Raw genomic sequence first — 22,841 nt, forward strand, 5'->3', positions numbered from 1 at the left:
ATGAATAGCTTAGGTATTTCTTGGGTATTTAAAGTGGCGAGTATTTTACGCAAAGATAGTGAAAAGTCCACTGGTCCTAGCTTGAAATAATTTTTTAACAACTCAAGTAAAATACAGTACAATGGCAAGCAATTTTTACCGTGAAAAAGGATGATTCCATGGCGCGTAAACCCGCATCTTCACAAGATTTTGAAACAACGTTAGCGCAGTTAGAAAATATTGTTACACATTTAGAAAATGGCGATCTACCATTAGAAGAAGCGTTAAAAGAATTTGAACAAGGTGTGCAATTAGCCAAGCTAGGACAAGAACGTTTACAACAAGCAGAACAACGTATTCAGATCTTATTGCAAAAAACAGAAGATGCCCCACTGAATGATTATGAAGGAAATGCTTAATGGGTAACTTTTCTGAAGAATTACAACAGGTTCAAACTCGTATCAATCGCTTTTTAGAAACTCAATTTGAGGGCATTGAAAGTCATAATGCGCCTTTGCTTGAGGCGATGAAATACGCATTATTACTTGGTGGCAAACGGGTTAGACCTTTTTTAGTTTACGCAACAGGTCAAATGCTTGGCGCAGAGAAACAAACCTTAGATTACGCTGCTGCGGCCATTGAAGCCATTCATGCCTATTCCTTAATTCACGATGATTTACCTGCAATGGATGATGACAATCTACGTCGTGGGCACCCTACTTGTCATATCCAATTTGATGAAGCTACGGCTATTCTTGCAGGTGATGCCCTTCAAAGTTTTGCTTTTGAAATGTTAACTAAAACGCCAAATATTTCTTCTGAACAAAAACTGGCTTTAGTTCAAATTTTAGCTAAAGGCTCTGGCGTACAAGGAATGTGCTTAGGGCAAAGTTTAGATCTTATTTCTGAGCATAAACAAATTAGTTTAAGCGAATTAGAATTAATCCATCGTAACAAAACGGGCGCATTGCTGATTGCTGCATTAAAATTAGGTTTTATTTGTTCTCCGCATTTTGCTGACAAAACGTTAGAACAATCCTTAACACAATATGCGGAAGCCATTGGCTTAGCCTTTCAAGTTCAAGATGATATTTTAGATATTGAAGGTGATAGCGCAGAAATTGGCAAACAAGTCGGCGCTGATCTTGATTTAGATAAAAGTACATATCCAAAATTACTTGGGTTAAGCGGCGCAAAACAAAAAGCGCAAGATTTATATCAAAGTGCTTTGTCTGAATTAGAAAAAATTCCTTTTGATACGACCGCACTTCGTGCATTAGCTGAATTCATTATTACTAGAAAAAGTTAATACCGACCGCATCAATGCTCACAAAGTGCGGTCAAAAATTATAACGTTTTTAAAATGACTAACAATATGAACAATTACCCCTTATTATCTCTAATTAATTCACCAGAAGATTTGCGTCTTTTAAATAAAGATCAGCTACCACAACTCTGCCAAGAATTACGCGGTTATCTTTTAGAATCTGTTAGTCAAACTAGCGGGCATTTAGCATCAGGTTTAGGTACTGTAGAGCTAACCGTTGCACTACATTACGTATATAAAACACCATTTGATCAATTAATTTGGGATGTTGGACATCAAGCTTATCCACACAAAATTTTAACGGGTCGTCGAGATCAAATGTCCACAATTCGCCAAAAAGACGGTATTCATCCTTTCCCTTGGCGTGAAGAAAGTGAATTTGACGTATTAAGCGTTGGCCACTCCTCTACTTCTATTAGTGCTGGATTAGGTATTGCTGTCGCCGCAGAACGAGAAAATGCTGGTAGAAAAACGGTATGCGTAATCGGAGACGGGGCAATTACTGCAGGAATGGCTTTTGAAGCGCTGAATCACGCAGGTTCTGTTCACACTGATATGTTGGTCATTTTAAATGACAATGAAATGTCTATTTCAGAAAATGTTGGCGCGTTAAATAATCACCTCGCTCGTATTTTTTCTGGTTCTATCTACTCAACATTACGAGATGGAAGTAAAAAAATTCTCGATAAAGTTCCACCTGTAAAAAACTTTATGAAAAAAACCGAAGAACATATGAAAGGGGTGATGTTCTCGCCAGAAAGTACATTATTTGAAGAACTCGGTTTTAATTATATTGGCCCGGTGGATGGGCATAATATTGATGAATTAGTGGCAACACTTACGAATATGCGTAATCTGAAAGGCCCACAATTCTTACATATAAAAACGAAAAAAGGTAAAGGATACGCGCCCGCAGAAAAAGATCCTATTGGTTTCCACGGCGTACCCAAATTTGATCCAATCAGTGGTGAATTGCCTAAACACAATACTAAGCCAACTTATTCAAAAATTTTCGGTGATTGGTTATGCGAAATGGCAGAAAAAGATTCAAAAATTATTGGTATCACACCAGCAATGCGTGAAGGCTCTGGCATGGTGGAGTTTTCTCAGCGTTTTCCAGAACAATATTTTGATGTGGCGATTGCAGAACAACACGCCGTCACATTTGCCACTGGACTCGCTATTGGCGGATATAAACCCGTAGTTGCAATTTATTCGACATTTCTACAACGTGCTTACGACCAATTAATTCACGATGTTGCGATTCAAAATCTCCCTGTATTATTTGCGATTGATCGAGCAGGTATCGTAGGGGCTGATGGCCCAACACATCAAGGGGCATTTGATCTTAGCTTTATGCGTTGCATTCCCAATATGATCATCATGACACCAAGTGATGAAAATGAATGCCGTCAAATGCTCTATACAGGTTATCAATGTGGAAAACCTGCGGCTGTGCGTTATCCTCGCGGAAATGCCATTGGTGTTGAACTAGCACCTTTAGAAATGCTTCCTATCGGTAAATCACGTTTAATTCGAGAAGGTCAAAAAATTGCGATTTTAAATTTTGGTACCCTATTACCATCCGCTTTAGAGGCTGCAGAAAAACTCAATGCAACAGTTGTCGATATGCGTTTTGTGAAACCGATTGATATTGAAATGATTAATGTTCTTGCACAAACTCATGATTATTTGGTCACATTAGAAGAAAATGCAATTCAAGGTGGAGCGGGATCTGCTGTTGCGGAAGTGCTAAATTCGTCTGGAAAATCGACCGCACTTTTACAGCTTGGTTTACCTGATTATTTTATTCCTCAGGCAACACAGCAAGAGGCCTTGAAAGATTTGGGATTAGATTCAAAAGGAATTGAAGAAAAAATTCTTAACTTTATTGAAAAACAAGGTAATTTATAAAAATAAACGCGATGATAACTTCATCGCGTTTTTTCTTAATCAACAATTCTTAAATGAGAAACTGATTTTGTTTTCTTTTTTTCTTCTCGTTTTCTAGGGCTATCTACAGCCTCATGAAAACCAGTTGGTTGTTCAGTATCTGGCTCAGAATTAAGTTCATCGTAAACCTCTTCTGGTTCAAACATCACACCATCACCATTTTCACGAGCATAGATCGCAAGCGCTGCGCCCATTGGAATATACAATTCACGAGAAACACCTTTAAATCGGGCATTAAACTGGATGAAATCATTTGTAAGTTGTAAATTGCCCGTAGCATTAGCAGACAAGTTCAATACAATCTGCCCATCTTTTACATATTCGACAGGAACATTCACACCTAAGTAAGTCGCATCAACAACTAAATAAGGCGTGAAACTATTATCCACTAGCCAATCATAATAGGCGCGTAATAAATAAGGGCGCTTAGGGGAAGCTTTGTATTCCATTATTTATCATCCATTAAATTTTTTGGTGCGGCCTCACCTACAGACTGCAAGAATGAATCTCGACTAAATACACGATCCATATATCCCTTAATCGGTTTACTACCTGGACCTGTAAATTCCACGCCTAAATGTTTTAATTTCCATAACAATGGAGCAACATAACAGTCCACTAAACCGAACTCTTCATTCATGAAATAAGGTGTTTGCTGGAAAACTGGTGTAATCGCTAAAAGTTCTTCTTTTAATTGTTTAAGCGCTTCAGCTTTTTCACTTTCTGTACCATTTTCTGCTTTTTTGAGAGTTGGATACCAATCTTGTTCAATTCGTAACATCAAAAGACGATCTTTTGCTCGAGAAACTGGATACACTTGCATTAATGGTGGATGCGGAAAACGCTCGTCAAGATATTCCATAATAATTCGTGAACTAAACAAAACAAGATCACGATCAACTAACGTAGGCACAGTAGCATACGGATTTAATTCCATTAAATCTTCTGGTAATGCTTGCAAATCAACTTCTTCGTTCTCATAAAGTACACCTTTTTCAGCTAAAACAATTTTTACCTGATGACAGTAAATATCATCCTTATTTGAAAAAAGGGTCATTACTGAACGTTTACTTGATGCGCTGGACATTTATTCCTCCGAAGATCCAAAAATATTCTATATTTTATATAGGGGTGTGTATTCTACCACAAAGCGTAAGCCATTTGCCAAATAATTCTTTTTTATTGTTTTATAATCAATAAGTTATATAACAAAAAAGCAGAGATTTCTCTCTGCTTTTCTTTTTCGAAACGAAAATAAAAATTAACGTTTTGAGTATTGTGGACGACGACGTGCTTTGTGTAAACCCACTTTTTTACGTTCAACGCGACGTGCGTCACGAGTAACGAAACCAGCTGCACGAAGTGCTGGGCGTAACGTTTCATCGTATTCCATCAATGCACGAGTGATACCGTGACGGATTGCACCCGCTTGACCAGAAATACCACCACCTTTAACTGTGATGTATAGGTCTAATTTATCAGTTAACTCAACCAATTCTAATGGTTGACGTACTACCATGCGCGCAGTTTCACGGCCGAAGTAAACGTCTAATTCACGTTGGTTGATAGTGATTTTACCACTGCCCGGTTTGATAAATACACGAGCTGAAGAGCTTTTGCGGCGACCTGTGCCGTAGTTTTGATTCTCTGCCATTTTCTAAACCTCGTGATTAAATATCTAATACTTGTGGTTGTTGTGCAGCGTGTTGGTGTTCAGCACCCGCGTACACTTTTAATTTACGGAACATTGCACGGCCTAATGGACCTTTTGGCAACATACCTTTAACCGCAATTTCAATCACTGCTTCAGGACGGCGAGCGATCATTTCTTTGAAAGTCGCTTGTTTAATACCACCTACATAGCCAGTGTGCCAGTAGTAAAGTTTATCTGTTTCTTTACGACCAGTTACTGCCACTTTGTCTGCGTTAATAACGATGATGTAATCACCTGTATCTACGTGTGGAGTGTACTCAGCCTTGTGTTTACCACGAAGGCGACGTGCTAATTCAGTCGCTAAACGACCTAAAGTTTTACCTGTCGCATCTACTACGTACCAGTCGCGTTTAACCGTTTCTGGTTTTGCTACAAAAGTTTTCATTAATTAATTACCAAAAATTAGTTTGATACCCAGTGTTCTTATGAACACAACCATTGATCTTAATCGCCACCCCTTCGAGTGAGATCTCGATAAAATAATGTACGATGGGAATTCGCACATTTACAGGGTCGGTGTATTATACATATTTATTTCATGAATGCTAATTTTTTATGCAATATTTTAGTATTTTTGCTGAAACCTATTTACATTAACTAAATTAATGTTTTTAATGAATTTATTAAAATTGACTCATACATAAAGTTATTTTATTGTTAACTCAAATATCATCATACTAGCTATAGGAATTTTTATGAGCTACGCTAAAGAAATTGACACACTTAATCAGCACATCGCTGACTTCAATAAAAAAATTAATGTTTCTTTTGAATTTTTCCCACCCAAAAATGAAAAAATGGAAACGCTTTTATGGGATTCTATTCATCGTTTAAAAGTGTTAAAACCCAAATTTGTTTCTGTTACTTACGGCGCGAACTCTGGCGAGCGTGACCGTACTCATAGTATTGTAAAAGCAATCAAACAAGAAACTGGCTTAGAGGCTGCTCCGCATTTAACTGGTATTGATGCTACCCCTGAAGAATTAAAACAAATTGCTAAAGATTACTGGGACAGCGGTATTCGTCGCATCGTTGCGTTACGCGGTGACGAACCAAAAGGATATGCTAAAAAATCATTTTATGCATCAGATCTGGTGGAATTACTCCGTTCTGTCGCTAATTTTGATATTTCTGTAGCAGCTTATCCTGAAGTTCATCCAGAAGCAAAATCAGCACAGGCAGACTTGATTAATTTAAAACGTAAAATTGATGCTGGTGCAAATCATGTTATCACTCAATTTTTCTTTGATATTGAAAGCTACCTACGTTTCCGTGATCGTTGTGCATCAATTGGTATTGATACTGAAATCGTGCCGGGCATTTTACCCGTAACTAACTTTAAGCAATTACAAAAAATGGCTTCTTTCACTAATGTGAAAATTCCTGCATGGCTTGTTAACGCTTATGAAGGATTAGACGATGATCAAACTACTCGTAATCTTGTAGCCGCAAGTGTGGCGATGGATATGGTGAAAATTTTATCTCGAGAAGGCGTGAATGACTTCCATTTCTATACGCTAAATCGTAGTGAACTAACTTATGCAATTTGTCATATGTTAGGTGTAAGACCAGAATAACTTAAAGATAAGATATTTTTCTTCCATGAAATAAGGGCGTTGTTTACGCCCTTATTTAAATATAAAAAACTTTAACCCCACTTTATTATTTGACTAACTCCGTTTGCATATACATTAATCGATCAATATCCTTCAAATAATGTCCCAATTCTTGCTCTTCTGGTTTATGCAAATAAGGAATTTTACCTAAAAGCGGCGCATCAATATGCTCAACAAGCAAATCAACAATTTCTGCATAATGGCTTAATAATGGATTAACACGGTTAGCTATCCAGCCCAATAACGGCACGCCTAGCTGCTGAATCGCTTGCACAGTTAACAACGCATGATTCACACAACCATCTTTAATACCAACCACAAGAACCACAGGCATTTTCCGTTGTGCAACCCAATCAGCAAAACTTTTTCCTTCCGCCATTGGTGTCATTAAACCAAACGAGCCCTCAACCACCACAGACTGATAATTTTGATTTAATCGAGTTAAATCATGATTAATTTTATCTAACTTAATACGCGTCCTATCTTGTGTCAGCATCGGTGCGCTATGGCTAAAGGTATAACTATTAATATCCTTGTAGGACACATTTTCTTTGGTTGAATCCATTAATGTTAATACATCTGAATTTGATAAATTATCATAATCTGATGTATTTTCTTCTTGCATCACTGGATAAATACTTTCCTCACCACAACAAGCAATGGGTTTATAACCCACCACTTGCACACCTTGCTTTTGCAAGGCTTGAATAATCGCGCGGGTTGCTGTGGTTTTTCCCACATTTGTATCTGTCCCCGCAACAAAAAAGCTACTCATTTTTCTCTCCTTTAAAAAGTGCGGTGGATTTTAAAAGAATTTTTTCTTTAAAAATTTGAGATAACGCAAATTTTCTCTTTTTCGTATCAAAAATAAACAATTTATTTGATCTCACTCAAGCTATTAAATAAACCATCATCTTGTTTTGGTATTTGCAAATAAAATCCTTGTTGTTTAATTTTTTCCAATACCTCATTACTATCTACATTATGTAGCGGCTTGCTCCCAAGTAAATTAAACATCATGACTAATTCTGGTTTTCCAAAGTGGCTCAGTAACACTTCTGGCACTTGAGAAAAATCCTCTCTTTTTGCGATATACAGATAGCTTCCTGGTTTCTTTTTACTTTTATAAATTGCACATAACATATTTTGTTTTCCTAAATAAAAAATCCCTATTAAATTTCTTTAACAGGGATTTTATCATTTATTAAATTAATTAAAGCATTATTTTGCAGCTTCTTTTACTGCATCAGCTGCTTGAGTTGCTTTTTCAGAAACGGCTTCTTTAACTTCAGTCATTTTAGAAGTCGCAGCATCTTTCATTGCATCAATTTTAGAGGTTGCAGCATCTTTCATTGCATCAATTTTAGAGGTTGCAGCATCTTTCATTTCGCTTACTTTAGCTGCTGCATCTTTTACTTGTTCAACTTGTGCCATTGCTGCATCTTTAACTTCAGCAGCTTTCTCTACTGCAGTGTTTTTCACTTCAGTTGAAGCTTGTTTAGCAGCATCTTTAACATCAGCTACAGCATTAGTTGCTGCGTCTTTTGCTTCAGAAACCATTGATGTTGCCGCTTGTTTAGCTGCGTCAACTTTTTGTGCAGCTTCTTCTTTATCGAAACAACCAGTTACCGCTAAAGCTGAACCTAAAACTAATGCTAGTGTTAATTTTTTCATAATTTTCTCCATAGAATAAATCTTGATTACGGCAAAGCCCTATTGCTCTGATGTGGCGTAGTTTACGGAAATTTTATTAAAATAAAATAGCTAATATAAAAATTTACATTCCTGATAAATACATAAGTGTAAAAAAGAGCATTAACGCATTGATATTAAATATATTTTAAAAAAGTTCCATAGAAAAATTTTATTTTTTGTAAAGAAATATATATGAATATATGTTTTAGATTTAATCAATCTTATGAATTTCTCTAGATGCTTGATGCATCAATATTTCTGATTTATTACCATCCCATAATAATTGAGCAATCGTTGCAGGATAAAATGGTATTGGATTTCGTTTTCCATACAGTTCAGCAACGATCTCTCCAACTAAAGGTAAATGAGAAATAATCAATACAGACTTAACCCCATCATGTTTCAGCACTTCTAAATAATCAATGACGGAATGCGCATGGCCATAAGGGGTTATACCCTCCCAAGTTTCAAGTTTATTTTCTAACTCCAAATCAAACGCTTGATTAACTTGATGAAAGGTTTCTTGAGCTCTGACATAAGGGCTCACTAAAATACGATCTAGTGAATTAATTACTAGCGTGCTTAAATACTGTTTTAACCATTCTCCTTGAGAAAAAGCTTGTTTAATACCATAAGCAGTTAAGCGACGAGCTTTATCACTATTAGCCATTACTTCAGCCTCGCCATGACGCATAATAAAAATATTCATTTTGCTTTCCTAAATATTTGATAAAAATAAACCGCACTAAATAAAGTGCGATTACAAAATTAATGAGATTTAACTGCTTCTGCAATTTCTTCTGCACATTGTTGTGCAAGTTCAGCATCTTGGCATTCCACCATAACGCGAATTAGTGGTTCCGTACCCGATTTACGCAATAAAATACGACCTTTGCCTTCTAAACGTTTTTCAACGTCTGCGGCAACAGATTTTACAGCGTCACTTTCAAGTGGATTATCCCCACCTGCAAAACGTACATTGATTAACACTTGTGGGAATAATTTAACCGCACTCGCTAATTCATTTAATGATAATTTATGCTGTGCCATTGCCGCCAATACAGCTAATGATGCAACAATGCCATCACCCGTTGTATTCTTATCCGCAATGATAATATGTCCAGAATTCTCACCACCAAGCGTCCAATCATTTTCAACCATTTTTTCCAATACATAACGGTCGCCCACGTTTGCACGTAAGAAAGGAACGCCAAGCATTTTCAACGCAATTTCTAAGCTCATATTACTCATTAATGTGCCAACGACACCACCTTTTAATTGACCTGAGCGCAATGCTTCACGCGCAATAATAAAGAGAATTTGGTCGCCATCGACTTTATTTCCTAAATGATCGACCATCATAATTCGGTCACCATCGCCATCATAAGCTAAGCCAACATCAGCTTTAGTTTCAACAACCTTAGCTTGCAATGCAGTCACGTCAGTTGCACCACATTTTTCATTAATGTTTAAACCATTTGGATCTGTACCAATTTCAATGACTTCCGCACCAAGCTCTCTCAATACGTTAGGCGCAATATGGTAGGTTGCACCATTTGCACAATCTACCACGATCTTATAACCTTCTAAGCCTAAATGAGCGGGGAATGTACCTTTACAAAACTCAATGTAGCGTCCTGCAGCATCATTAATACGGCTTGCTTTACCTAATTCAGCAGATTCCACACAATCCATCGGTTGCTCTAACATCGCTTCAATGGCTTCTTCAATTTCATCAGGCAATTTAGTGCCTTTTGCTGAAAAGAATTTAATGCCATTATCATAATAAGGATTATGAGAGGCTGAGATCACAATACCCGCTTCAGCACGAAAAGTTCTGGTCAAATAAGCAATAGCAGGTGTAGGCATAGGGCCGGTAAATGCAGCAGATAATCCCGCCGCGGCTAAACCTGCTTCAAGGGCTGATTCCAACATGTATCCAGAAATTCGGGTATCTTTACCGATTAGAACCATTTTCGAACCTTGAGAAGCCAATACTTTCCCCGCGGCCCAGCCTAATTTTAATGCGAAATCTGGTGTGATTGGATAAATACCCACTTTTCCACGTACACCATCTGTTCCAAAATATTTACGATTTGCCATAATAAAATTCCTTTAATTTTTTATCGTTATAAAACCATCAGGCATTTTCTGTTGCCTGCCAAACTTTGAGCATATCTGATGTTGCAGCAACATCATGTACGCGTAAAATTTTTGCGCCTTTTTGCGCTGCAATCAGCGCACCTACCACACTACCTATCACTCGCTGATCGACGGGTTTATCAAGCACAGCGCCAATCATTGATTTGCGAGATAATCCCGCTAATACTGGATAGCCTATCCGACAAAATTCATTTAGATTTTGTAATAATTGATAATTATGCTGTACAGACTTACCAAAACAAAATCCCATGTCCCAAATTAAGTTTTCTTTTTTAACACCAGCAGAAAGACATTCATTAGTGCGTTTCTGTAAAAAAGCCAATACATCTTGTACGACATTTTCATAATGAGGATTTGCCTGCATCGTTCTAGGTTGACCTTGCATATGCATAATGCAAACAGGTAAAGCAAGTTTTACCGCCGTTTCTAACGCATTAGGCTCTTGCAAAGCACGAATATCATTAATCAAATCCATTCCAACACTTGCTGCTTCACGCATCACAACTGCTTTTGAAGAATCAACAGAAATCCAGCAATCGAAACGGCTTCGCACCGCCTCCACGACTGGCACAACACGATGCAATTCCTCTTGTTCAGATACCTCATCCGCATTAGGGCGAGTAGATTCACCACCAATATCAATAATTGCCGCCCCCTCTTCCAACATTTTTTCAACTTGAAAAAGCGCTCTATCCAAGCTAAAAAACTGTCCGCTATCAGAAAAAGAATCAGGCGTAAAATTAAGGATTCCCATAATTTGAGGCACGCTTAAATCAAGACATTTATTGTTCGAGTAAAGTTTCATAAAGTGCGGTGGATTTTTAGATTGATTTTAATCGGGCGATTATAGCGGAATACGCTCAAGAAAAAAATCATTAGGAAAAAATAAAGCCTTTCCGAAGAAAGGCTTTGTTGATTAAAGAGTTGATCAGGAATTAGAATCTGAAGAATTTTCACCCGCACTTTGAGCATTATTGCTATTTGCATAAGCAGCTTGCCCGGTGTGCTCTTCCCATCCAGATGGTGGTGTGACTGGTTCACGATTCATCAATTGTTTGATTTGTTCTTCTTCAATGGTTTCATATTTGACTAATGCATCTTTCATCGCATGAAGAATATCCATATTATCAATCAAAATCTGTCTTGCTCTCGCATAGTTACGATTTACAATTGCACGAACTTCTTCATCAATAGCATGAGCCGTTTCATCTGACATATGTTTTGCTTTCGCCATTGAACGACCTAAGAAAACCTCACCCTCATCTTCCGTATAAAGAATTGGACCTAATTTGTCAGAGAATCCCCATTGCGTCACCATATTACGCGCGATATTAGTCGCTACTTTAATATCATTTGATGCACCCGTTGAGATATTTTCCTCACCATAAATCAAATCTTCTGCTAAACGCCCCGCATACAAGGTAGAAAGCTTACTTTCTAATTGTTTTTGGCTAATACTAATTTGATCACCCTCAGGCAAGAAGAATGTCACACCCAACGCTCGACCACGAGGAATAATAGTCACTTTATGTACAGGATCATGTTCAGGGACTAAATAACCCACAATCGCATGGCCTGCTTCATGATAAGCAGTCGACTCTTTTTGTTTATCCGTCATAATCATGGTACGACGCTCTGGCCCCATATTGATTTTATCTTTCGCTTTTTCAAACTCAAGCATGGTTACCGTACGTTTATTTACTCGAGCAGCAAATAAGGCAGCCTCATTCACTAAATTTGCTAAATCTGCACCGGAATAGCCAGGCGTACCACGCGCCAATGTCATTGCATCAACATCTTGTGCTACAGGCACTTTGCGCATATGTACTTTTAAGATTTGCTCACGACCTTTTACATCAGGCAGACCAACAACAACTTGTCGGTCAAAACGGCCTGGACGAGTTAAGGCTGGATCAAGTACATCTGGACGGTTAGTCGCTGCAATAACAATTACACCATCATTACCGCTAAATCCATCCATTTCAACTAGCATTTGGTTTAAGGTTTGTTCACGCTCATCATGTCCACCGCCTAAACCTGCACCGCGTTGACGCCCCACAGCATCAATTTCATCAATAAAGATTAAGCAAGGTGCATTTTTCTTAGCCTGTTCAAACATATCACGTACACGAGATGCCCCAACACCCACAAACATTTCTACGAAATCAGAACCAGAAATAGTGAAGAATGGAACTTTTGCTTCCCCTGCAATAGCACGAGCCAATAAGGTTTTACCAGTACCAGGAGGACCAACCATCAGAATACCTTTTGGAATTTTACCGCCCAAGTTTTGGAATTTATTCGGATCACGCAAGAAATCAACTATTTCGCCCACTTCTTCTTTTGCTTCATCGCAACCAGCAACATCAGCAAAAGTAACCTTAATCTGATCTTGATTCAGCATTTTTGCACGGCTTTTGCCAAAGCTCATCGCTTTGCCGCCACCGCCTTGCATTTGGCGCATAAAGAATACCCATACACCAACAAGGAATAACATTGGGAACCAAGAAATTAAAATTTGGGACAAGAAACCACGTTTTTCAAATGGCGTACCTTCCACTTTCACTTTTTTGCTTAACAAATCATCAAGCAATTTTTTGTCTTCAAGTGGTGGCATTACGGTTGAATATTTAGAACCATCCGTTTTCGTTACCGTAATTTCATTGGCATCAAAACGTGCTTCTGTCACTTGTCCGTTGCTTACATCGTAAACAAAGGTTGTATAATCAGTAGAATTATCTACCGAAGAGGAATTAAAACTCTGGTATGCTGTCATCATAATGACCGCGACTACCACCCAAAGCACCAGATTTTTGACCATATCGTTCAAAGTCCAACCTACCTTTCCTAAGTTAAAAAATTTTTTACAAGATACTACACATCATTAGCGATGAAAAGCTATCAAAGCAATTAGCCTTTATAGCCTGTCGCCACAATATATACTTCACGAGAGCGTCCGCGTGATGCTTCAGGCTTACGCACTTTCACTACATTAAATAAAGAACGAATTTCTCTTAAATATTCATCAAAGCCTTCACCTTGGAAAACTTTAACAACAAAGCTTCCTTTGGTTGCCAAGACCTGTTTACACATGTCTAAAGCAAGCTCGACCAAATACATTGCACGTGGAATATCCACTGATGGCATTCCACTAAAATTTGGAGCCATATCAGACATTACCACATCAACTTTAGCTTCGCCCACGCGATCTAACAAAGCATTCAAAACATTTTCATCACGGAAATCGCCTTGTAGAAAATCAACGCCTACAATGGGATCCATTTCTAAAATATCACAGGCAATCACTCGACCTTTGCCACCAATTTGCCCCACCACATATTGCGACCAACCGCCCGGTGCTGCGCCGAGATCGACCACAGTCATTCCTTGTTTAAATAATTTATCCGTTTGCTGAATTTCATCAATCTTAAAATAAGCGCGTGAACGCAACTTTTGCTTATGCGCTTTTTGCACAAATTGATCACTAAAATGTTCATTTAGCCAGCGAGAAGAACTCGCTGAACGTTTTTTCTTTCCCATAATTTTCTATTTTTGGTAGTAGTTTTGCTTATATTTGGTTACAATCTGCCGAATTCAAGCCGAGACTGATTGAAATCAGTGAAAAACATTGAGAAAATCAACCGCTCTTTTTAATTAGGAATCCTTATGACAACCTTATCAACCAAACAAAAACAATTTTTAAAAGGTCTTGCACACCATCTTAACCCAGTAGTTATGCTTGGTGGAAATGGCTTAACCGAAGGCGTACTTGCTGAAATTGAAAATGCACTTAATCATCACGAACTCATTAAAGTAAAAGTTGCTGGTGCAGATCGCGAAACAAAACAACTTATTATCGATGCGATTGTGCGTGAAACTAAAGCAGCACAAGTACAAACTATCGGGCATATTTTGGTGCTTTATCGCCCAAGCGAAGAAGCAAAAATTCAGCTTCCACGCAAATAACAACAAAAGTGCGGTCATTTTTAGCCGCACTTTTTTATTTAAATATAATTCACTTCAATAATATCAAACTCAACGACACCGCCAGGCGTTGTAATATTAACGGTATCATCTAATTCTTTACCAATTAAACCTCGCGCAATGGGAGAATTAACCGAAATCAAACCAGATTTAATGTCCGCTTCATCATCGCCTACAATGCGATAAGTGACTTCTTCGTCTGTATCAGTATTTACAAGCACAACCGTTGCACCAAAAATAACTTTACCGTTATTTGGCATTTTTGTTACATCAATAATTTGAGCATTACCAAGTTTACCTTCAATCTCTTGAATACGCCCCTCACAAAAACCTTGTTGCTCACGAGCCGCATGATATTCTGCATTTTCTTTTAAATCACCGTGCTCGCGGGCTTCTGCTATCGCTTTAATAATTTCTGGACGACGTACATTTTTTAAGAAATCCAATTCTTCACGTAATTGTTCTGCGCCACGCACAGTCATTGGAATTTGTTGCATTGTTTTTCCTTTTACTAAATAAAACAAAAACCACGGCAAAATCCTAAAATCTTGCCGCAGTATTATTAAAAATAAACTTGAAATGAGAAAATGATTTACTCAATTTCATTCGGGGCTTATTATTGTTCGTCTAAAAAAAAATAGCAACCATAACAAACCTAATATGAAAAAATTATCTTCAATATCCACCGTACTTGGATCCTTTTTACTTTCCGTAAGCTTTAGCCTTCCAACCTTCGCAAACATTAATGTTTCAGACTTGACACAACAATTGCCTGAAGGCTCTAGCGTAGGTTTTATCGCAAAAAATATAAATCAAAACCAAATTATCGCGGATTATAATGGCTCAACCTTTATGCTTCCTGCGAGTACACAAAAAGTTTTTACTGCCGTTGCCGCTAAACTTGCATTAGGCGATCAATTCCAATTTGAGACGGCTCTTTTGAGTAATGGAAAAATTCAAAATGGGAATTTAGATGGTCACTTAATCGTACGTTTCACAGGTGATCCTGATCTCACAAGTGGTCAGCTTTATAGCTTACTTGCAGAATTAAAAAAACAAGGCATCAAAAAAATTAATGGCGATTTAGTATTAGATACCTCTGTTTTTTCTAGTCACGACCGAGGATTAGGTTGGATTTGGAACGATCTGACCATGTGTTTCAACTCTCCGCCATCCGCTGCAAATATTGATAACAACTGTTTCTATGCGGAACTAGATGCGAATCAAAATCCAGGTGAAACAGTAAAAATCAATGTACCTGCACAATTTCCAATTCAAGTGTTCGGACAAGTTTATGTAGCGGATAGCAATGAAGCGCCTTATTGTCAGCTCGATGTTGTTGTACACGATAATAATCGCTATCAAGTAAAAGGATGTTTAGCCCGTCAATCTAAACCTTTTGGTTTAAGCTTTGCCGTGCAAGATACGGATGCTTATTCTGCCGCGATTATTCAACGTCAATTAAGACAATTAGGTATTGAGTTTAATGGCAAAGTCATGCTGCCCCCAAAACCACAACAAGGTCAGCTATTAGCTAAACATTTATCAAAACCATTACCAGATTTATTGAAAAAAATGATGAAAAAATCGGATAACCAAATTGCCGATTCATTATTCCGAGCGGTGGCATTCAATTACTATAAACGCCCAGCGTCCTTTCAATTAGGCACATTAGCGATTAAATCTATATTGCAAAAACAAGGAATTCGTTTTGGCAACAGTATTTTAGCCGATGGTTCGGGCCTGTCTCGCCATAATCTTGTGGCACCTAAAACGATGCTGTCCGTTTTAGAATACATCGCCAAAAACGAAGATAAATTGCATTTAATGGAAACTTTTCCGATCGCAGGTGTAGATGGCACGATCAGTGGGCGAGGTGGATTAATTAGCCCACCATTAGTCAAAAATGTGATTGCTAAAACTGGCTCTTTGAAAGGGGTTTATAACCTCGCTGGCTTTATGACAAATGCTCGAGGGGAAAAAGTGGCCTTTGTTCAATTTATTAATGGCTACTCAACTGGTGATTTGGAAAGCAAAACCAAACGAGCTGCATTAGTACAATTTGAGAGTGGCTTATATAACGAAATCTATAAATATTGATAAAACCTTCTAAAAAACACCGCACTTTACCATCAAAAGGCGGTGTTTTTTTATAGCCTTTTAAAAATGCTATCGCCTAAAATACGAACGAGATTTACCAGATAATATCGATCAACGTATTGAACAAGATGCGAGAGAATTTATTACCAGTACGGAATTGTACGAGGCATGATTAAATCGGTGCTCACGACCATTGAATTTACGATTATTTTATGGTCAGTTTCTGGTGTGTTAACTTTATTTGGATTTAATATTGAAAAAGGCGTCGTTTTCTTCATTTATGCCTTTATTATTTTTGCAACACTCATGTCCGTGTGAATTGGCCGCCCACTAATCAAGTTAAATTTTACAAAAGAAAAACTCAATGGCGATTATCGTTATTCCTTAATCCGTGTACGAGACAATGCAGAAAGCATTGCTTTTTATAATGGCGAGCCAAAAGAACAAACTTTCTTACAACATCAATTCCATCAAATTATCCATAACCGTTGGTCCATTGTATTAAAAATGTTGGGCTTAAATAGTTGCAACTCTGGGGTAACTCGCGTGGCTAAATTATTGCCTTTAATGTTACAAGCACCACGTTTTTTTCTGGTCAGATAAAACTAGGAGATATGCATCAAACAGTCCAAGCATTTAACCGATTAATGACCGCACTTTCATTCTTCCGCTTGTTCTATGAGCAATTCACACTCTATCAAGCTCGGTTAAAGCGTCTTTATGGTTTTATAACAAAAATGGATGAATTAGATAAACAAAACGTTCATCATCCTTTTCATTGTTCTCATCGTGTCACCTTAAAAAACTTTGGTATTAAAGATGAACAAGGTAATGTTCTACTCAATAATTTAAATATTAATTTAGAAAATGGAGATGCCCTATTGATTCAAGGTGCATCTGGAACAGGAAAAACATCGCTGCTAAAAGCAATTGTAGGAATCTATCCCTTTGAAATCGTCGATATTGCAGAGCATCCATGTATGGGAAGTTTATTCCTGCCACAACGACCTTATATGCCACAGGGTACTTTACGAGAAGCAATTTGTTATCCAAATATCAATCCAAGTCACGCAGAATTGGAACAAACAATGAAGGATTGTACGCTTGGAAAATACATACACGCACTTAATGTAAAAAATGACTGGTAAGCGATTTTATCGCCCAGTGAACTTCAAAGAGTGGCGTTTATTCGTATTTTACTCACAAAACCAGATGTCGTATTTCTCGATGAAACGACTTCAGCATTGGATGAAACAACCGAGAATTTACTCTACCAAACAATTAAAGAGCATCTGCCCGAAATGATCATTCTCAGCGTAAGTCACCGTAGTACATTACAGCAATTTCATAACAAACAACTAAAATTAGATGTATGTTTATTATGTGAACATTAGAAGATGGCAAGTTAATATATCAGCCAAATATTTTATTTATTTTGATGATAGTCTGAAGAGCGCCTATAAAATTAAAATAAAACTATAAAAAAAGCCCTCGATATTCGAGGGCTTGATTTTTTACTATCGTAATAAAAATTAGCGACGTAAACCTAAACGAGCGATAGTGCTTTGATATAAAGCAAGATCAGTACGTTTTAAGTAGTCTAAAAGTTTACGACGACGAGAAACCATACGTAATAAACCACGACGACCATGGTGGTCTTTTTTGTGCTCAGCAAAGTGAGCTTGTAAGTGGTTGATTTGTGCAGTTAATAATGCGATTTGAACTTCAGAAGAACCAGTATCTTTCGCATCACGACCAAATTCAGCAACGATTGCTGCTTTTTTTTCAGTACTTAGAGACATTTTTTACTCCTAAAAGGTAGTGTTGTTAATACATCATTCGCCGATCTCTAACTCAGCGATGACAAGGAGCCTGCATTCTAGCGATGAATAGGCTTAAATGCAAGGTTTATTCTGATAAAACCCATCATTCTGATTTGTTTGTCTTGAATCAATTATAAAATTTGAAAGCATATAACTAGAAATTATTACCACTATAGTGAAATTCTATACATTTCATTGGCTATTTCTTTATTATAAACATGATGATCTGTTTCAATAATTTTAATAGTTTCACTCTCTGAAATTTTAATTTGTTTTAACTCATTGATAAATTGATCATACTCTGTAGTGTGAGCAAGAATAAATTTATCAATTCCCATATAACTATTTCTATCTGCTCGTCTAGTTTTGACTTCACTTTCGGAAAGCGTTAAAAGATAACACTTTGCATCTCTATGAACATATTTTGTTGCAACAGCCTCAAGATCAGCTTGTTTCCAACGTTCCCTTAATGACGTTTTAGCACTAATAGTGATGGGCGTTCTACGATTATAGAGGACAATATCAAGAATTACATTTGGTACAAAAGCAAGTTTTGCTTGAACATAAACGGGACCGATTCCTTCCCTAAGTAATGAAAGGACAAGTAATTGCTCAAATACTCCCCCATTTACCGAATTATCTTCTTTATAATCAGATTTATAAATACCCCAATAAGTAGAAATAAATTCACTTGCAGTCCACTCTTTGTTAATAGGACATCCTTCTATTATTTGTTTGATAATAGTGACAACCTTTCGTCCTTTAGTAGTCATATTATTTACCTATGTTTAATTCATTTAATATTTGTTTTGCTGTTGCTTGAATAGCTGGCACAGCAACAGAATTGCCAAATTGTTTATATGCCGAGGCATCTGCAACAGGAATTACATAACTATCAGGAAAACCTTGTAATCTGGCCCATTCTCTTGGAGTCATCTTACGAATCCCCTCTCGATTAACTTCGCCTTTAATCCGAGTTGTTGGGGTAAAATCAGTAATTCGATGATCAATAATCAAATTACGCTCTCTTCCCATGCCGCCAACAACAATTGCATTCGCTATTCCATTATCAGAAATAATTTCATATCCAAAGCCGTTACCTTTACTTTCATGACGAGCTTTATGATTCCGTAATGTATTAATATATTGGGTTGATAAATAATATTTCGTTGCAACTGGTTTATCTTCACGAATATCAATAAAACGCACTGGCTGATTGGTCGGCTTTGGATAATTAAATGAATTCACCCCTGTATCTTTATGAAATCCCACAATATAGATTCGTTCTCTATTTTGTGGCACACCGAAATCTTTAGCATTTACAATTTCAGGATCTGGTACAAAATAACCTAAATCCTCTCTCAATGTGTTTAAAATAGTTTTAAGCGTATGTCCTTTATCGTGATTAATTAATCCTTTTACATTTTCTAAAAAAAAGGCTTTCGGTTGATGACGACGAATAATCTCAGCAACATCAAAAAATAACGTTCCTCTGGTATCTTCAAATCCGCCTCTTTTCCCTGCAATAGAAAAAGCCTGACAAGGAAAGCCTGCACAAAGGATATCGAATTCTTTAGGAATTCTAGCCTTTGTTTCTTCTAAAGTAATATCACCGTAAGGAATATCTCCAAAATTTGCAGCATACGTTTTTTGAGCTTGCTCATCCCATTCACTAGAAAAAACACATTTTCCACCCAAATTTTGCATTGCTAATCTAAAGCCACCAATTCCAGCAAAAAGATCAATAAAGGTAAAACTTACTGTATTCTGCACTAGGTGCTTATTTTCTGAAAACAAATGATATTGTGCTTCAGGTTCTTCAATTATATTTTGCTGTTCTAAAATTTCAGCCATGTACATCTCTAAAAAAGTAGTATTCAGTAAAAATATGTCTAATTATATTTATATAACAACATAAAAAATCGTAGATGCAATATTTACAGAAAATTCTATTTCCTACAGTCTACTCTTTTAATGTCCTAATTTTTTCAATCACATTTGTTGTTGAACAACCATTTTCAAAGTTTAGCACTTTAACATCACCGCCGTTTGCCCAAACTTCTTTACTGCCTGCAATCTCTTCTGGTTTGTAATCGCCGCCTTTTACCAATAAATCCGGTAAAATATCGCCGATTAAACGTTGTGGTGTATCTTCAGTGAATGGCACCAACCAGTCCACGGATGCCAAACCAGCCAGTACCGCCATACGAGTTTCAAGGTTGTTAATTGGGCGACTATCACCTTTTAAGCGTTTAACTGAATCGTCGCTGTTTACTGCAACAATTAGACGATCGCCTAATTTTCGTGCATTTTCTAAATAAGAAACATGCCCTGGATGCAAAATATCGAAACAGCCATTAGTCATCACAATTTTTTCACCGCGCGCTTTAGCTTGTGTGACAGCATCTTTTAATTCAGCTTCACTCATAATGCCAAATCCTGTTTCAGGACGAGCATGAATCGCATTTTCAAGTTCCACGGTCGAAACCGTTGAAGTCCCCAATTTACCCACCACGATCCCAGCGGCCACATTGGCTAGGTAACAAGATTCTTCGAAAGAACGTCCATCTGCTAATGCAGTTGCTAATACGCTAATGACAGTGTCACCAGCTCCCGTCACATCAAATACTTCTTTTGCAACGGTTGGCAAATGATAGGGTTCTTGATTTGGGCGTAATAATGTCATCCCTTTTTCAGAACGCGTCACCAAAAGTGCAGTTAATTCAATATCAGAAATTAATTTTAAACCTTTCTCAATAATCTCCTCTTCTGTATTGCATTTGCCCACGACAGCTTCAAATTCAGACATATTTGGTGTCAATAATGTCGCACCACGATAGCGTTCAAAATCAGTTCCCTTTGGATCAATTAACACAGGCACATTCGCTTTGCGTGCAATTTGAATCATTTTCTGAACATCTTTAAGCGTGCCTTTGCCGTAATCAGAAAGAATCAAAGCACCGTAATTTTTCACCGCACTTTCTAACTTCGCTAATAAATCCTTGCAATCTACATTATTAAAATCTTCTTCAAAATCAAGGCGAAGTAACTGTTGGTGACGAGATAAAATACGTAATTTAGTAATGGTTGGATGGGTCTCTAATGCAACAAAATTACAATCGATTTTTTGTTTTTCTAATAAGAGGGAAAGTGCAGAACCTGTTTCATCTTGTCCAATCAATCCCATTAACTGAACAGGTACATTAAGTGAAGCAATATTCATCGCCACATTTGCTGCACCACCCGCGCGCTCTTCATTTTCCTGTACACGAACCACTGGTACTGGTGCTTCTGGTGAAATACGATTGGTTGCGCCGAACCAATAACGATCAAGCATCACATCGCCTAATACGAGTACTTTTGCTTGCTTAAATTCTGCTGAATATTGAGCCATTTTAAAATCTCTCTATTTGAATAACCAAAATTGTGGTGATTTTACCACAACTCAAATTTACGATAAACTACGCCCCTAACTTACGTGGAAAGAACAATGAAAAACGAAAAACTCCCTCAATTTCAACCGCACTTTTTAGCCCCAAAATACTGGCTGTTTTGGTTAGGCGTGGCAATTTGGCGAAGTATTTTATGTCTTCCCTACCCTATTTTGCGCCATATTGGTAATGGTCTCGGGTGGCTGTTTTCACATTTAAAAGTGGGTAAACGTCGAGCTGCCATTGCACGCCGTAATCTTGAACTTTGTTTCCCTGATATGCCTGAAAACGAGCGTGAGGCAATTTTGCAAGAAAATCTCCGCTCAGTAGGAATGGCAATTATCGAAACTGGCATAGCTTGGTTTTGGTCGGATTCACGTATCAAAAAATGGTCAAAAGTTGAAGGGTTACATTACCTAAAAGAAAATCAAAAAGATGGAATTGTTCTCGTCGGTGTTCATTTCCTAACGCTAGAACTTGGCGCACGCATTCTTGGTTTGCATCATCCCGGCATTGGTGTTTATCGTCCAAATGATAATCCTTTGCTTGATTGGCTACAAACACAAGGCCGTTTACGTTCTAATAAAGATATGCTTGATCGTAAAGATTTACGCGGAATGATCAAAGCTTTACGCAATGAAGAAACGATTTGGTATGCACCTGATCACGATTACGGCAGAAAAAATGCCATTTTTGTACCCTTTTTTGCGGTGCCCGATGCTTGCACAACCACTGGTAGTTATTATTTATTGAAATCCTCACCAAATAGCAAAGTAATTCCATTTGCGCCATTACGCAATAAAGATGGCTCAGGCTATACCGTGAGTATTTCAGCGCCTGTTGATTTTACAGATTTACAAGATGAAACGACGATTGCTGCGCGAATGAATCAAATCGTTGAAAAGGAAATAATGAAGGACATAACAATATACATGTGGCTACATCGCCGTTTTAAAACGCGTCCAGATGAAAATACGCCTAGTTTATACGATTAAAAGTGCGGTCGAATATCACCGCACTTTTTGATAGAATTTTCTCAAATTTAAAAAATTAACG

General features: G+C 37.5%; 24 protein-coding genes and 1 pseudogene. 8 read left to right on the forward strand and 17 right to left on the reverse strand.

What is annotated here, in order from left to right; translation table 11 throughout:
- The first annotated feature begins 158 nt into the window (after window positions 1-158).
- The 3 genes from xseB to dxs are packed head-to-tail and all read left to right on the forward strand — an operon-like array spanning window position 159 to window position 3,220.
- Window positions 159-398 (forward strand): exodeoxyribonuclease VII small subunit, encoded by a 240-nt coding sequence (gene xseB / locus AC6H0J_RS07155; protein WP_005628882.1) that lies wholly within the window; start codon window positions 159-161, stop codon window positions 396-398.
- Window positions 398-1,288, forward strand: a complete 891-nt coding sequence (gene ispA, locus AC6H0J_RS07160; RefSeq protein WP_005628884.1) for a (2E,6E)-farnesyl diphosphate synthase — start codon at window positions 398-400, stop codon at window positions 1,286-1,288. Before xseB ends, ispA begins: the two co-directional genes overlap by 1 nt.
- A 54-nt stretch (window positions 1,289-1,342) precedes the next feature.
- Window positions 1,343-3,220 (forward strand): 1-deoxy-D-xylulose-5-phosphate synthase, encoded by a 1,878-nt coding sequence (dxs, locus tag AC6H0J_RS07165; RefSeq protein WP_118816838.1) that lies wholly within the window; start codon window positions 1,343-1,345, stop codon window positions 3,218-3,220.
- A gap of 35 nt (window positions 3,221-3,255) precedes the next feature.
- Here dxs and AC6H0J_RS07170 read toward each other — a convergent pair whose 3' ends face one another.
- The 4 genes from AC6H0J_RS07170 to rplM form a co-directional block, all read right to left on the reverse strand.
- Complete coding sequence (locus AC6H0J_RS07170; RefSeq protein WP_114909054.1) at window positions 3,256-3,708, reverse strand: ClpXP protease specificity-enhancing factor; 453 nt, start codon at window positions 3,706-3,708, stop codon at window positions 3,256-3,258.
- Window positions 3,708-4,346 (reverse strand): stringent starvation protein SspA, encoded by a 639-nt coding sequence (sspA, locus tag AC6H0J_RS07175; RefSeq protein WP_005633569.1) that lies wholly within the window; start codon window positions 4,344-4,346, stop codon window positions 3,708-3,710. Before sspA ends, AC6H0J_RS07170 begins: the two co-directional genes overlap by 1 nt.
- A gap of 174 nt (window positions 4,347-4,520) precedes the next feature.
- Window positions 4,521-4,913 (reverse strand): 30S ribosomal protein S9, encoded by a 393-nt coding sequence (rpsI, locus tag AC6H0J_RS07180; protein ID WP_005631594.1) that lies wholly within the window; start codon window positions 4,911-4,913, stop codon window positions 4,521-4,523.
- A gap of 16 nt (window positions 4,914-4,929) precedes the next feature.
- Window positions 4,930-5,358 (reverse strand): 50S ribosomal protein L13, encoded by a 429-nt coding sequence (gene rplM, locus AC6H0J_RS07185; protein ID WP_005628896.1) that lies wholly within the window; start codon window positions 5,356-5,358, stop codon window positions 4,930-4,932.
- A gap of 310 nt (window positions 5,359-5,668) precedes the next feature.
- Here rplM and metF point away from each other — a divergent pair, with 310 nt between their 5' ends.
- Complete coding sequence (metF, locus tag AC6H0J_RS07190) at window positions 5,669-6,550, forward strand: methylenetetrahydrofolate reductase (protein WP_118816837.1); 882 nt, start codon at window positions 5,669-5,671, stop codon at window positions 6,548-6,550.
- 85 nt (window positions 6,551-6,635) lie between these two features.
- Here metF and bioD read toward each other — a convergent pair whose 3' ends face one another.
- The 8 genes from bioD to rlmE form a co-directional block, all read right to left on the reverse strand.
- Window positions 6,636-7,364, reverse strand: a complete 729-nt coding sequence (gene bioD, locus AC6H0J_RS07195; RefSeq protein ID WP_118816836.1) for a dethiobiotin synthase — start codon at window positions 7,362-7,364, stop codon at window positions 6,636-6,638.
- Window positions 7,365-7,465: 101 nt separating this feature from the next.
- Window positions 7,466-7,732, reverse strand: coding sequence for a YcgL domain-containing protein (locus AC6H0J_RS07200; RefSeq protein WP_005631587.1), 267 nt, complete (start codon window positions 7,730-7,732; stop codon window positions 7,466-7,468).
- A 78-nt stretch (window positions 7,733-7,810) separates the two neighbouring features.
- Entirely contained in the window at window positions 7,811-8,275 is a 465-nt protein-coding gene (locus AC6H0J_RS07205) for a hypothetical protein (RefSeq protein ID WP_497513351.1), read from the reverse strand.
- 220 nt (window positions 8,276-8,495) lie between these two features.
- Window positions 8,496-8,993, reverse strand: a complete 498-nt coding sequence (sixA, locus tag AC6H0J_RS07210; RefSeq protein WP_118816834.1) for a phosphohistidine phosphatase SixA — start codon at window positions 8,991-8,993, stop codon at window positions 8,496-8,498.
- Window positions 8,994-9,052: 59 nt separating this feature from the next.
- Window positions 9,053-10,387, reverse strand: a complete 1,335-nt coding sequence (gene glmM, locus AC6H0J_RS07215; RefSeq protein ID WP_497513353.1) for a phosphoglucosamine mutase — start codon at window positions 10,385-10,387, stop codon at window positions 9,053-9,055.
- 37 nt (window positions 10,388-10,424) lie between these two features.
- Window positions 10,425-11,252: a dihydropteroate synthase gene (gene folP / locus AC6H0J_RS07220; protein WP_497513354.1), complete on the reverse strand. Its 828-nt coding sequence runs from the start codon at window positions 11,250-11,252 to the stop codon at window positions 10,425-10,427.
- A gap of 123 nt (window positions 11,253-11,375) precedes the next feature.
- Window positions 11,376-13,268 (reverse strand): ATP-dependent zinc metalloprotease FtsH, encoded by a 1,893-nt coding sequence (gene ftsH, locus AC6H0J_RS07225; RefSeq protein WP_497513590.1) that lies wholly within the window; start codon window positions 13,266-13,268, stop codon window positions 11,376-11,378.
- 89 nt (window positions 13,269-13,357) lie between these two features.
- Window positions 13,358-13,987, reverse strand: a complete 630-nt coding sequence (gene rlmE, locus AC6H0J_RS07230) for a 23S rRNA (uridine(2552)-2'-O)-methyltransferase RlmE (RefSeq protein ID WP_005633548.1) — start codon at window positions 13,985-13,987, stop codon at window positions 13,358-13,360.
- A 126-nt stretch (window positions 13,988-14,113) separates the two neighbouring features.
- On the opposite strand from rlmE, the gene yhbY reads away from it, so the two are divergent.
- On the forward strand, window positions 14,114-14,413 hold the full coding sequence (yhbY, locus tag AC6H0J_RS07235; RefSeq protein ID WP_005628915.1) for a ribosome assembly RNA-binding protein YhbY: 300 nt from the start codon (window positions 14,114-14,116) through the stop codon (window positions 14,411-14,413).
- Window positions 14,414-14,451: 38 nt separating this feature from the next.
- On the opposite strand, the gene greA is transcribed toward yhbY, so the two are convergent.
- Window positions 14,452-14,928 carry a transcription elongation factor GreA gene (gene greA / locus AC6H0J_RS07240; protein WP_005637913.1) on the reverse strand — a complete coding sequence of 159 codons (477 nt, stop codon included), beginning with the start codon at window positions 14,926-14,928 and terminating at the stop codon, window positions 14,452-14,454.
- 163 nt (window positions 14,929-15,091) lie between these two features.
- Here greA and dacB point away from each other — a divergent pair, with 163 nt between their 5' ends.
- On the forward strand, window positions 15,092-16,531 hold the full coding sequence (gene dacB / locus AC6H0J_RS07245; RefSeq protein ID WP_497513356.1) for a serine-type D-Ala-D-Ala carboxypeptidase: 1,440 nt from the start codon (window positions 15,092-15,094) through the stop codon (window positions 16,529-16,531).
- A 64-nt stretch (window positions 16,532-16,595) separates the two neighbouring features.
- A pseudogene (locus tag AC6H0J_RS07250) lies at window positions 16,596-17,925 on the forward strand (ABC transporter ATP-binding protein/permease); the annotation flags it as partial.
- 138 nt (window positions 17,926-18,063) lie between these two features.
- Here the strand turns inward: AC6H0J_RS07250 and rpsO are convergent.
- The 4 genes from rpsO to hldE form a co-directional block, all read right to left on the reverse strand.
- Window positions 18,064-18,333, reverse strand: coding sequence for a 30S ribosomal protein S15 (gene rpsO / locus AC6H0J_RS07255; protein ID WP_005628925.1), 270 nt, complete (start codon window positions 18,331-18,333; stop codon window positions 18,064-18,066).
- A gap of 191 nt (window positions 18,334-18,524) precedes the next feature.
- Window positions 18,525-19,127, reverse strand: coding sequence for a PDDEXK family nuclease (locus AC6H0J_RS07260; RefSeq protein ID WP_046953268.1), 603 nt, complete (start codon window positions 19,125-19,127; stop codon window positions 18,525-18,527).
- A 1-nt stretch (window position 19,128) separates the two neighbouring features.
- Window positions 19,129-20,208, reverse strand: coding sequence for a DNA cytosine methyltransferase (locus AC6H0J_RS07265; protein WP_005628927.1), 1,080 nt, complete (start codon window positions 20,206-20,208; stop codon window positions 19,129-19,131).
- A 109-nt stretch (window positions 20,209-20,317) separates the two neighbouring features.
- Window positions 20,318-21,748 carry a bifunctional D-glycero-beta-D-manno-heptose-7-phosphate kinase/D-glycero-beta-D-manno-heptose 1-phosphate adenylyltransferase HldE gene (gene hldE / locus AC6H0J_RS07270; protein ID WP_005628930.1) on the reverse strand — a complete coding sequence of 477 codons (1,431 nt, stop codon included), beginning with the start codon at window positions 21,746-21,748 and terminating at the stop codon, window positions 20,318-20,320.
- A gap of 96 nt (window positions 21,749-21,844) precedes the next feature.
- Here hldE and htrB point away from each other — a divergent pair, with 96 nt between their 5' ends.
- On the forward strand, window positions 21,845-22,780 hold the full coding sequence (gene htrB, locus AC6H0J_RS07275) for a lipid A biosynthesis lauroyl acyltransferase HtrB (RefSeq protein WP_046938793.1): 936 nt from the start codon (window positions 21,845-21,847) through the stop codon (window positions 22,778-22,780).
- The last annotated feature ends 61 nt before the right edge of the window (window positions 22,781-22,841 follow it).

Source organism: Haemophilus sp. THUN1691 (genome assembly GCF_059704425.1).

What these genes read in the sequence shown, in the direction of transcription:
- metF (WP_118816837.1), top strand. Translation starts at nt 5,669, where the DNA reads ATGAGCTACGCTAAAGAAATTGACACACTTAATCAGCACATCGCTGAC.
- sspA (WP_005633569.1), bottom strand. Translation starts at nt 4,346, where the DNA reads ATGTCCAGCGCATCAAGTAAACGTTCAGTAATGACCCTTTTTTCAAAT.
- AC6H0J_RS07200 (WP_005631587.1), bottom strand. Translation starts at nt 7,732, where the DNA reads ATGTTATGTGCAATTTATAAAAGTAAAAAGAAACCAGGAAGCTATCTG.
- bioD (WP_118816836.1), bottom strand. Translation starts at nt 7,364, where the DNA reads ATGAGTAGCTTTTTTGTTGCGGGGACAGATACAAATGTGGGAAAAACC.
- ispA (WP_005628884.1), top strand. Translation starts at nt 398, where the DNA reads ATGGGTAACTTTTCTGAAGAATTACAACAGGTTCAAACTCGTATCAAT.
- rpsI (WP_005631594.1), bottom strand. Translation starts at nt 4,913, where the DNA reads ATGGCAGAGAATCAAAACTACGGCACAGGTCGCCGCAAAAGCTCTTCA.
- glmM (WP_497513353.1), bottom strand. Translation starts at nt 10,387, where the DNA reads ATGGCAAATCGTAAATATTTTGGAACAGATGGTGTACGTGGAAAAGTG.
- xseB (WP_005628882.1), top strand. Translation starts at nt 159, where the DNA reads ATGGCGCGTAAACCCGCATCTTCACAAGATTTTGAAACAACGTTAGCG.
- greA (WP_005637913.1), bottom strand. Translation starts at nt 14,928, where the DNA reads ATGCAACAAATTCCAATGACTGTGCGTGGCGCAGAACAATTACGTGAA.
- dxs (WP_118816838.1), top strand. Translation starts at nt 1,343, where the DNA reads ATGACTAACAATATGAACAATTACCCCTTATTATCTCTAATTAATTCA.
- yhbY (WP_005628915.1), top strand. Translation starts at nt 14,114, where the DNA reads ATGACAACCTTATCAACCAAACAAAAACAATTTTTAAAAGGTCTTGCA.
- ftsH (WP_497513590.1), bottom strand. Translation starts at nt 13,268, where the DNA reads ATGGTCAAAAATCTGGTGCTTTGGGTGGTAGTCGCGGTCATTATGATG.
- rlmE (WP_005633548.1), bottom strand. Translation starts at nt 13,987, where the DNA reads ATGGGAAAGAAAAAACGTTCAGCGAGTTCTTCTCGCTGGCTAAATGAA.
- sixA (WP_118816834.1), bottom strand. Translation starts at nt 8,993, where the DNA reads ATGAATATTTTTATTATGCGTCATGGCGAGGCTGAAGTAATGGCTAAT.
- AC6H0J_RS07170 (WP_114909054.1), bottom strand. Translation starts at nt 3,708, where the DNA reads ATGGAATACAAAGCTTCCCCTAAGCGCCCTTATTTATTACGCGCCTAT.
- AC6H0J_RS07205 (WP_497513351.1), bottom strand. Translation starts at nt 8,275, where the DNA reads ATGGAGAAAATTATGAAAAAATTAACACTAGCATTAGTTTTAGGTTCA.
- dacB (WP_497513356.1), top strand. Translation starts at nt 15,092, where the DNA reads ATGAAAAAATTATCTTCAATATCCACCGTACTTGGATCCTTTTTACTT.
- rpsO (WP_005628925.1), bottom strand. Translation starts at nt 18,333, where the DNA reads ATGTCTCTAAGTACTGAAAAAAAAGCAGCAATCGTTGCTGAATTTGGT.
- htrB (WP_046938793.1), top strand. Translation starts at nt 21,845, where the DNA reads ATGAAAAACGAAAAACTCCCTCAATTTCAACCGCACTTTTTAGCCCCA.
- folP (WP_497513354.1), bottom strand. Translation starts at nt 11,252, where the DNA reads ATGAAACTTTACTCGAACAATAAATGTCTTGATTTAAGCGTGCCTCAA.
- AC6H0J_RS07260 (WP_046953268.1), bottom strand. Translation starts at nt 19,127, where the DNA reads ATGACTACTAAAGGACGAAAGGTTGTCACTATTATCAAACAAATAATA.
- hldE (WP_005628930.1), bottom strand. Translation starts at nt 21,748, where the DNA reads ATGGCTCAATATTCAGCAGAATTTAAGCAAGCAAAAGTACTCGTATTA.
- AC6H0J_RS07265 (WP_005628927.1), bottom strand. Translation starts at nt 20,208, where the DNA reads ATGGCTGAAATTTTAGAACAGCAAAATATAATTGAAGAACCTGAAGCA.
- rplM (WP_005628896.1), bottom strand. Translation starts at nt 5,358, where the DNA reads ATGAAAACTTTTGTAGCAAAACCAGAAACGGTTAAACGCGACTGGTAC.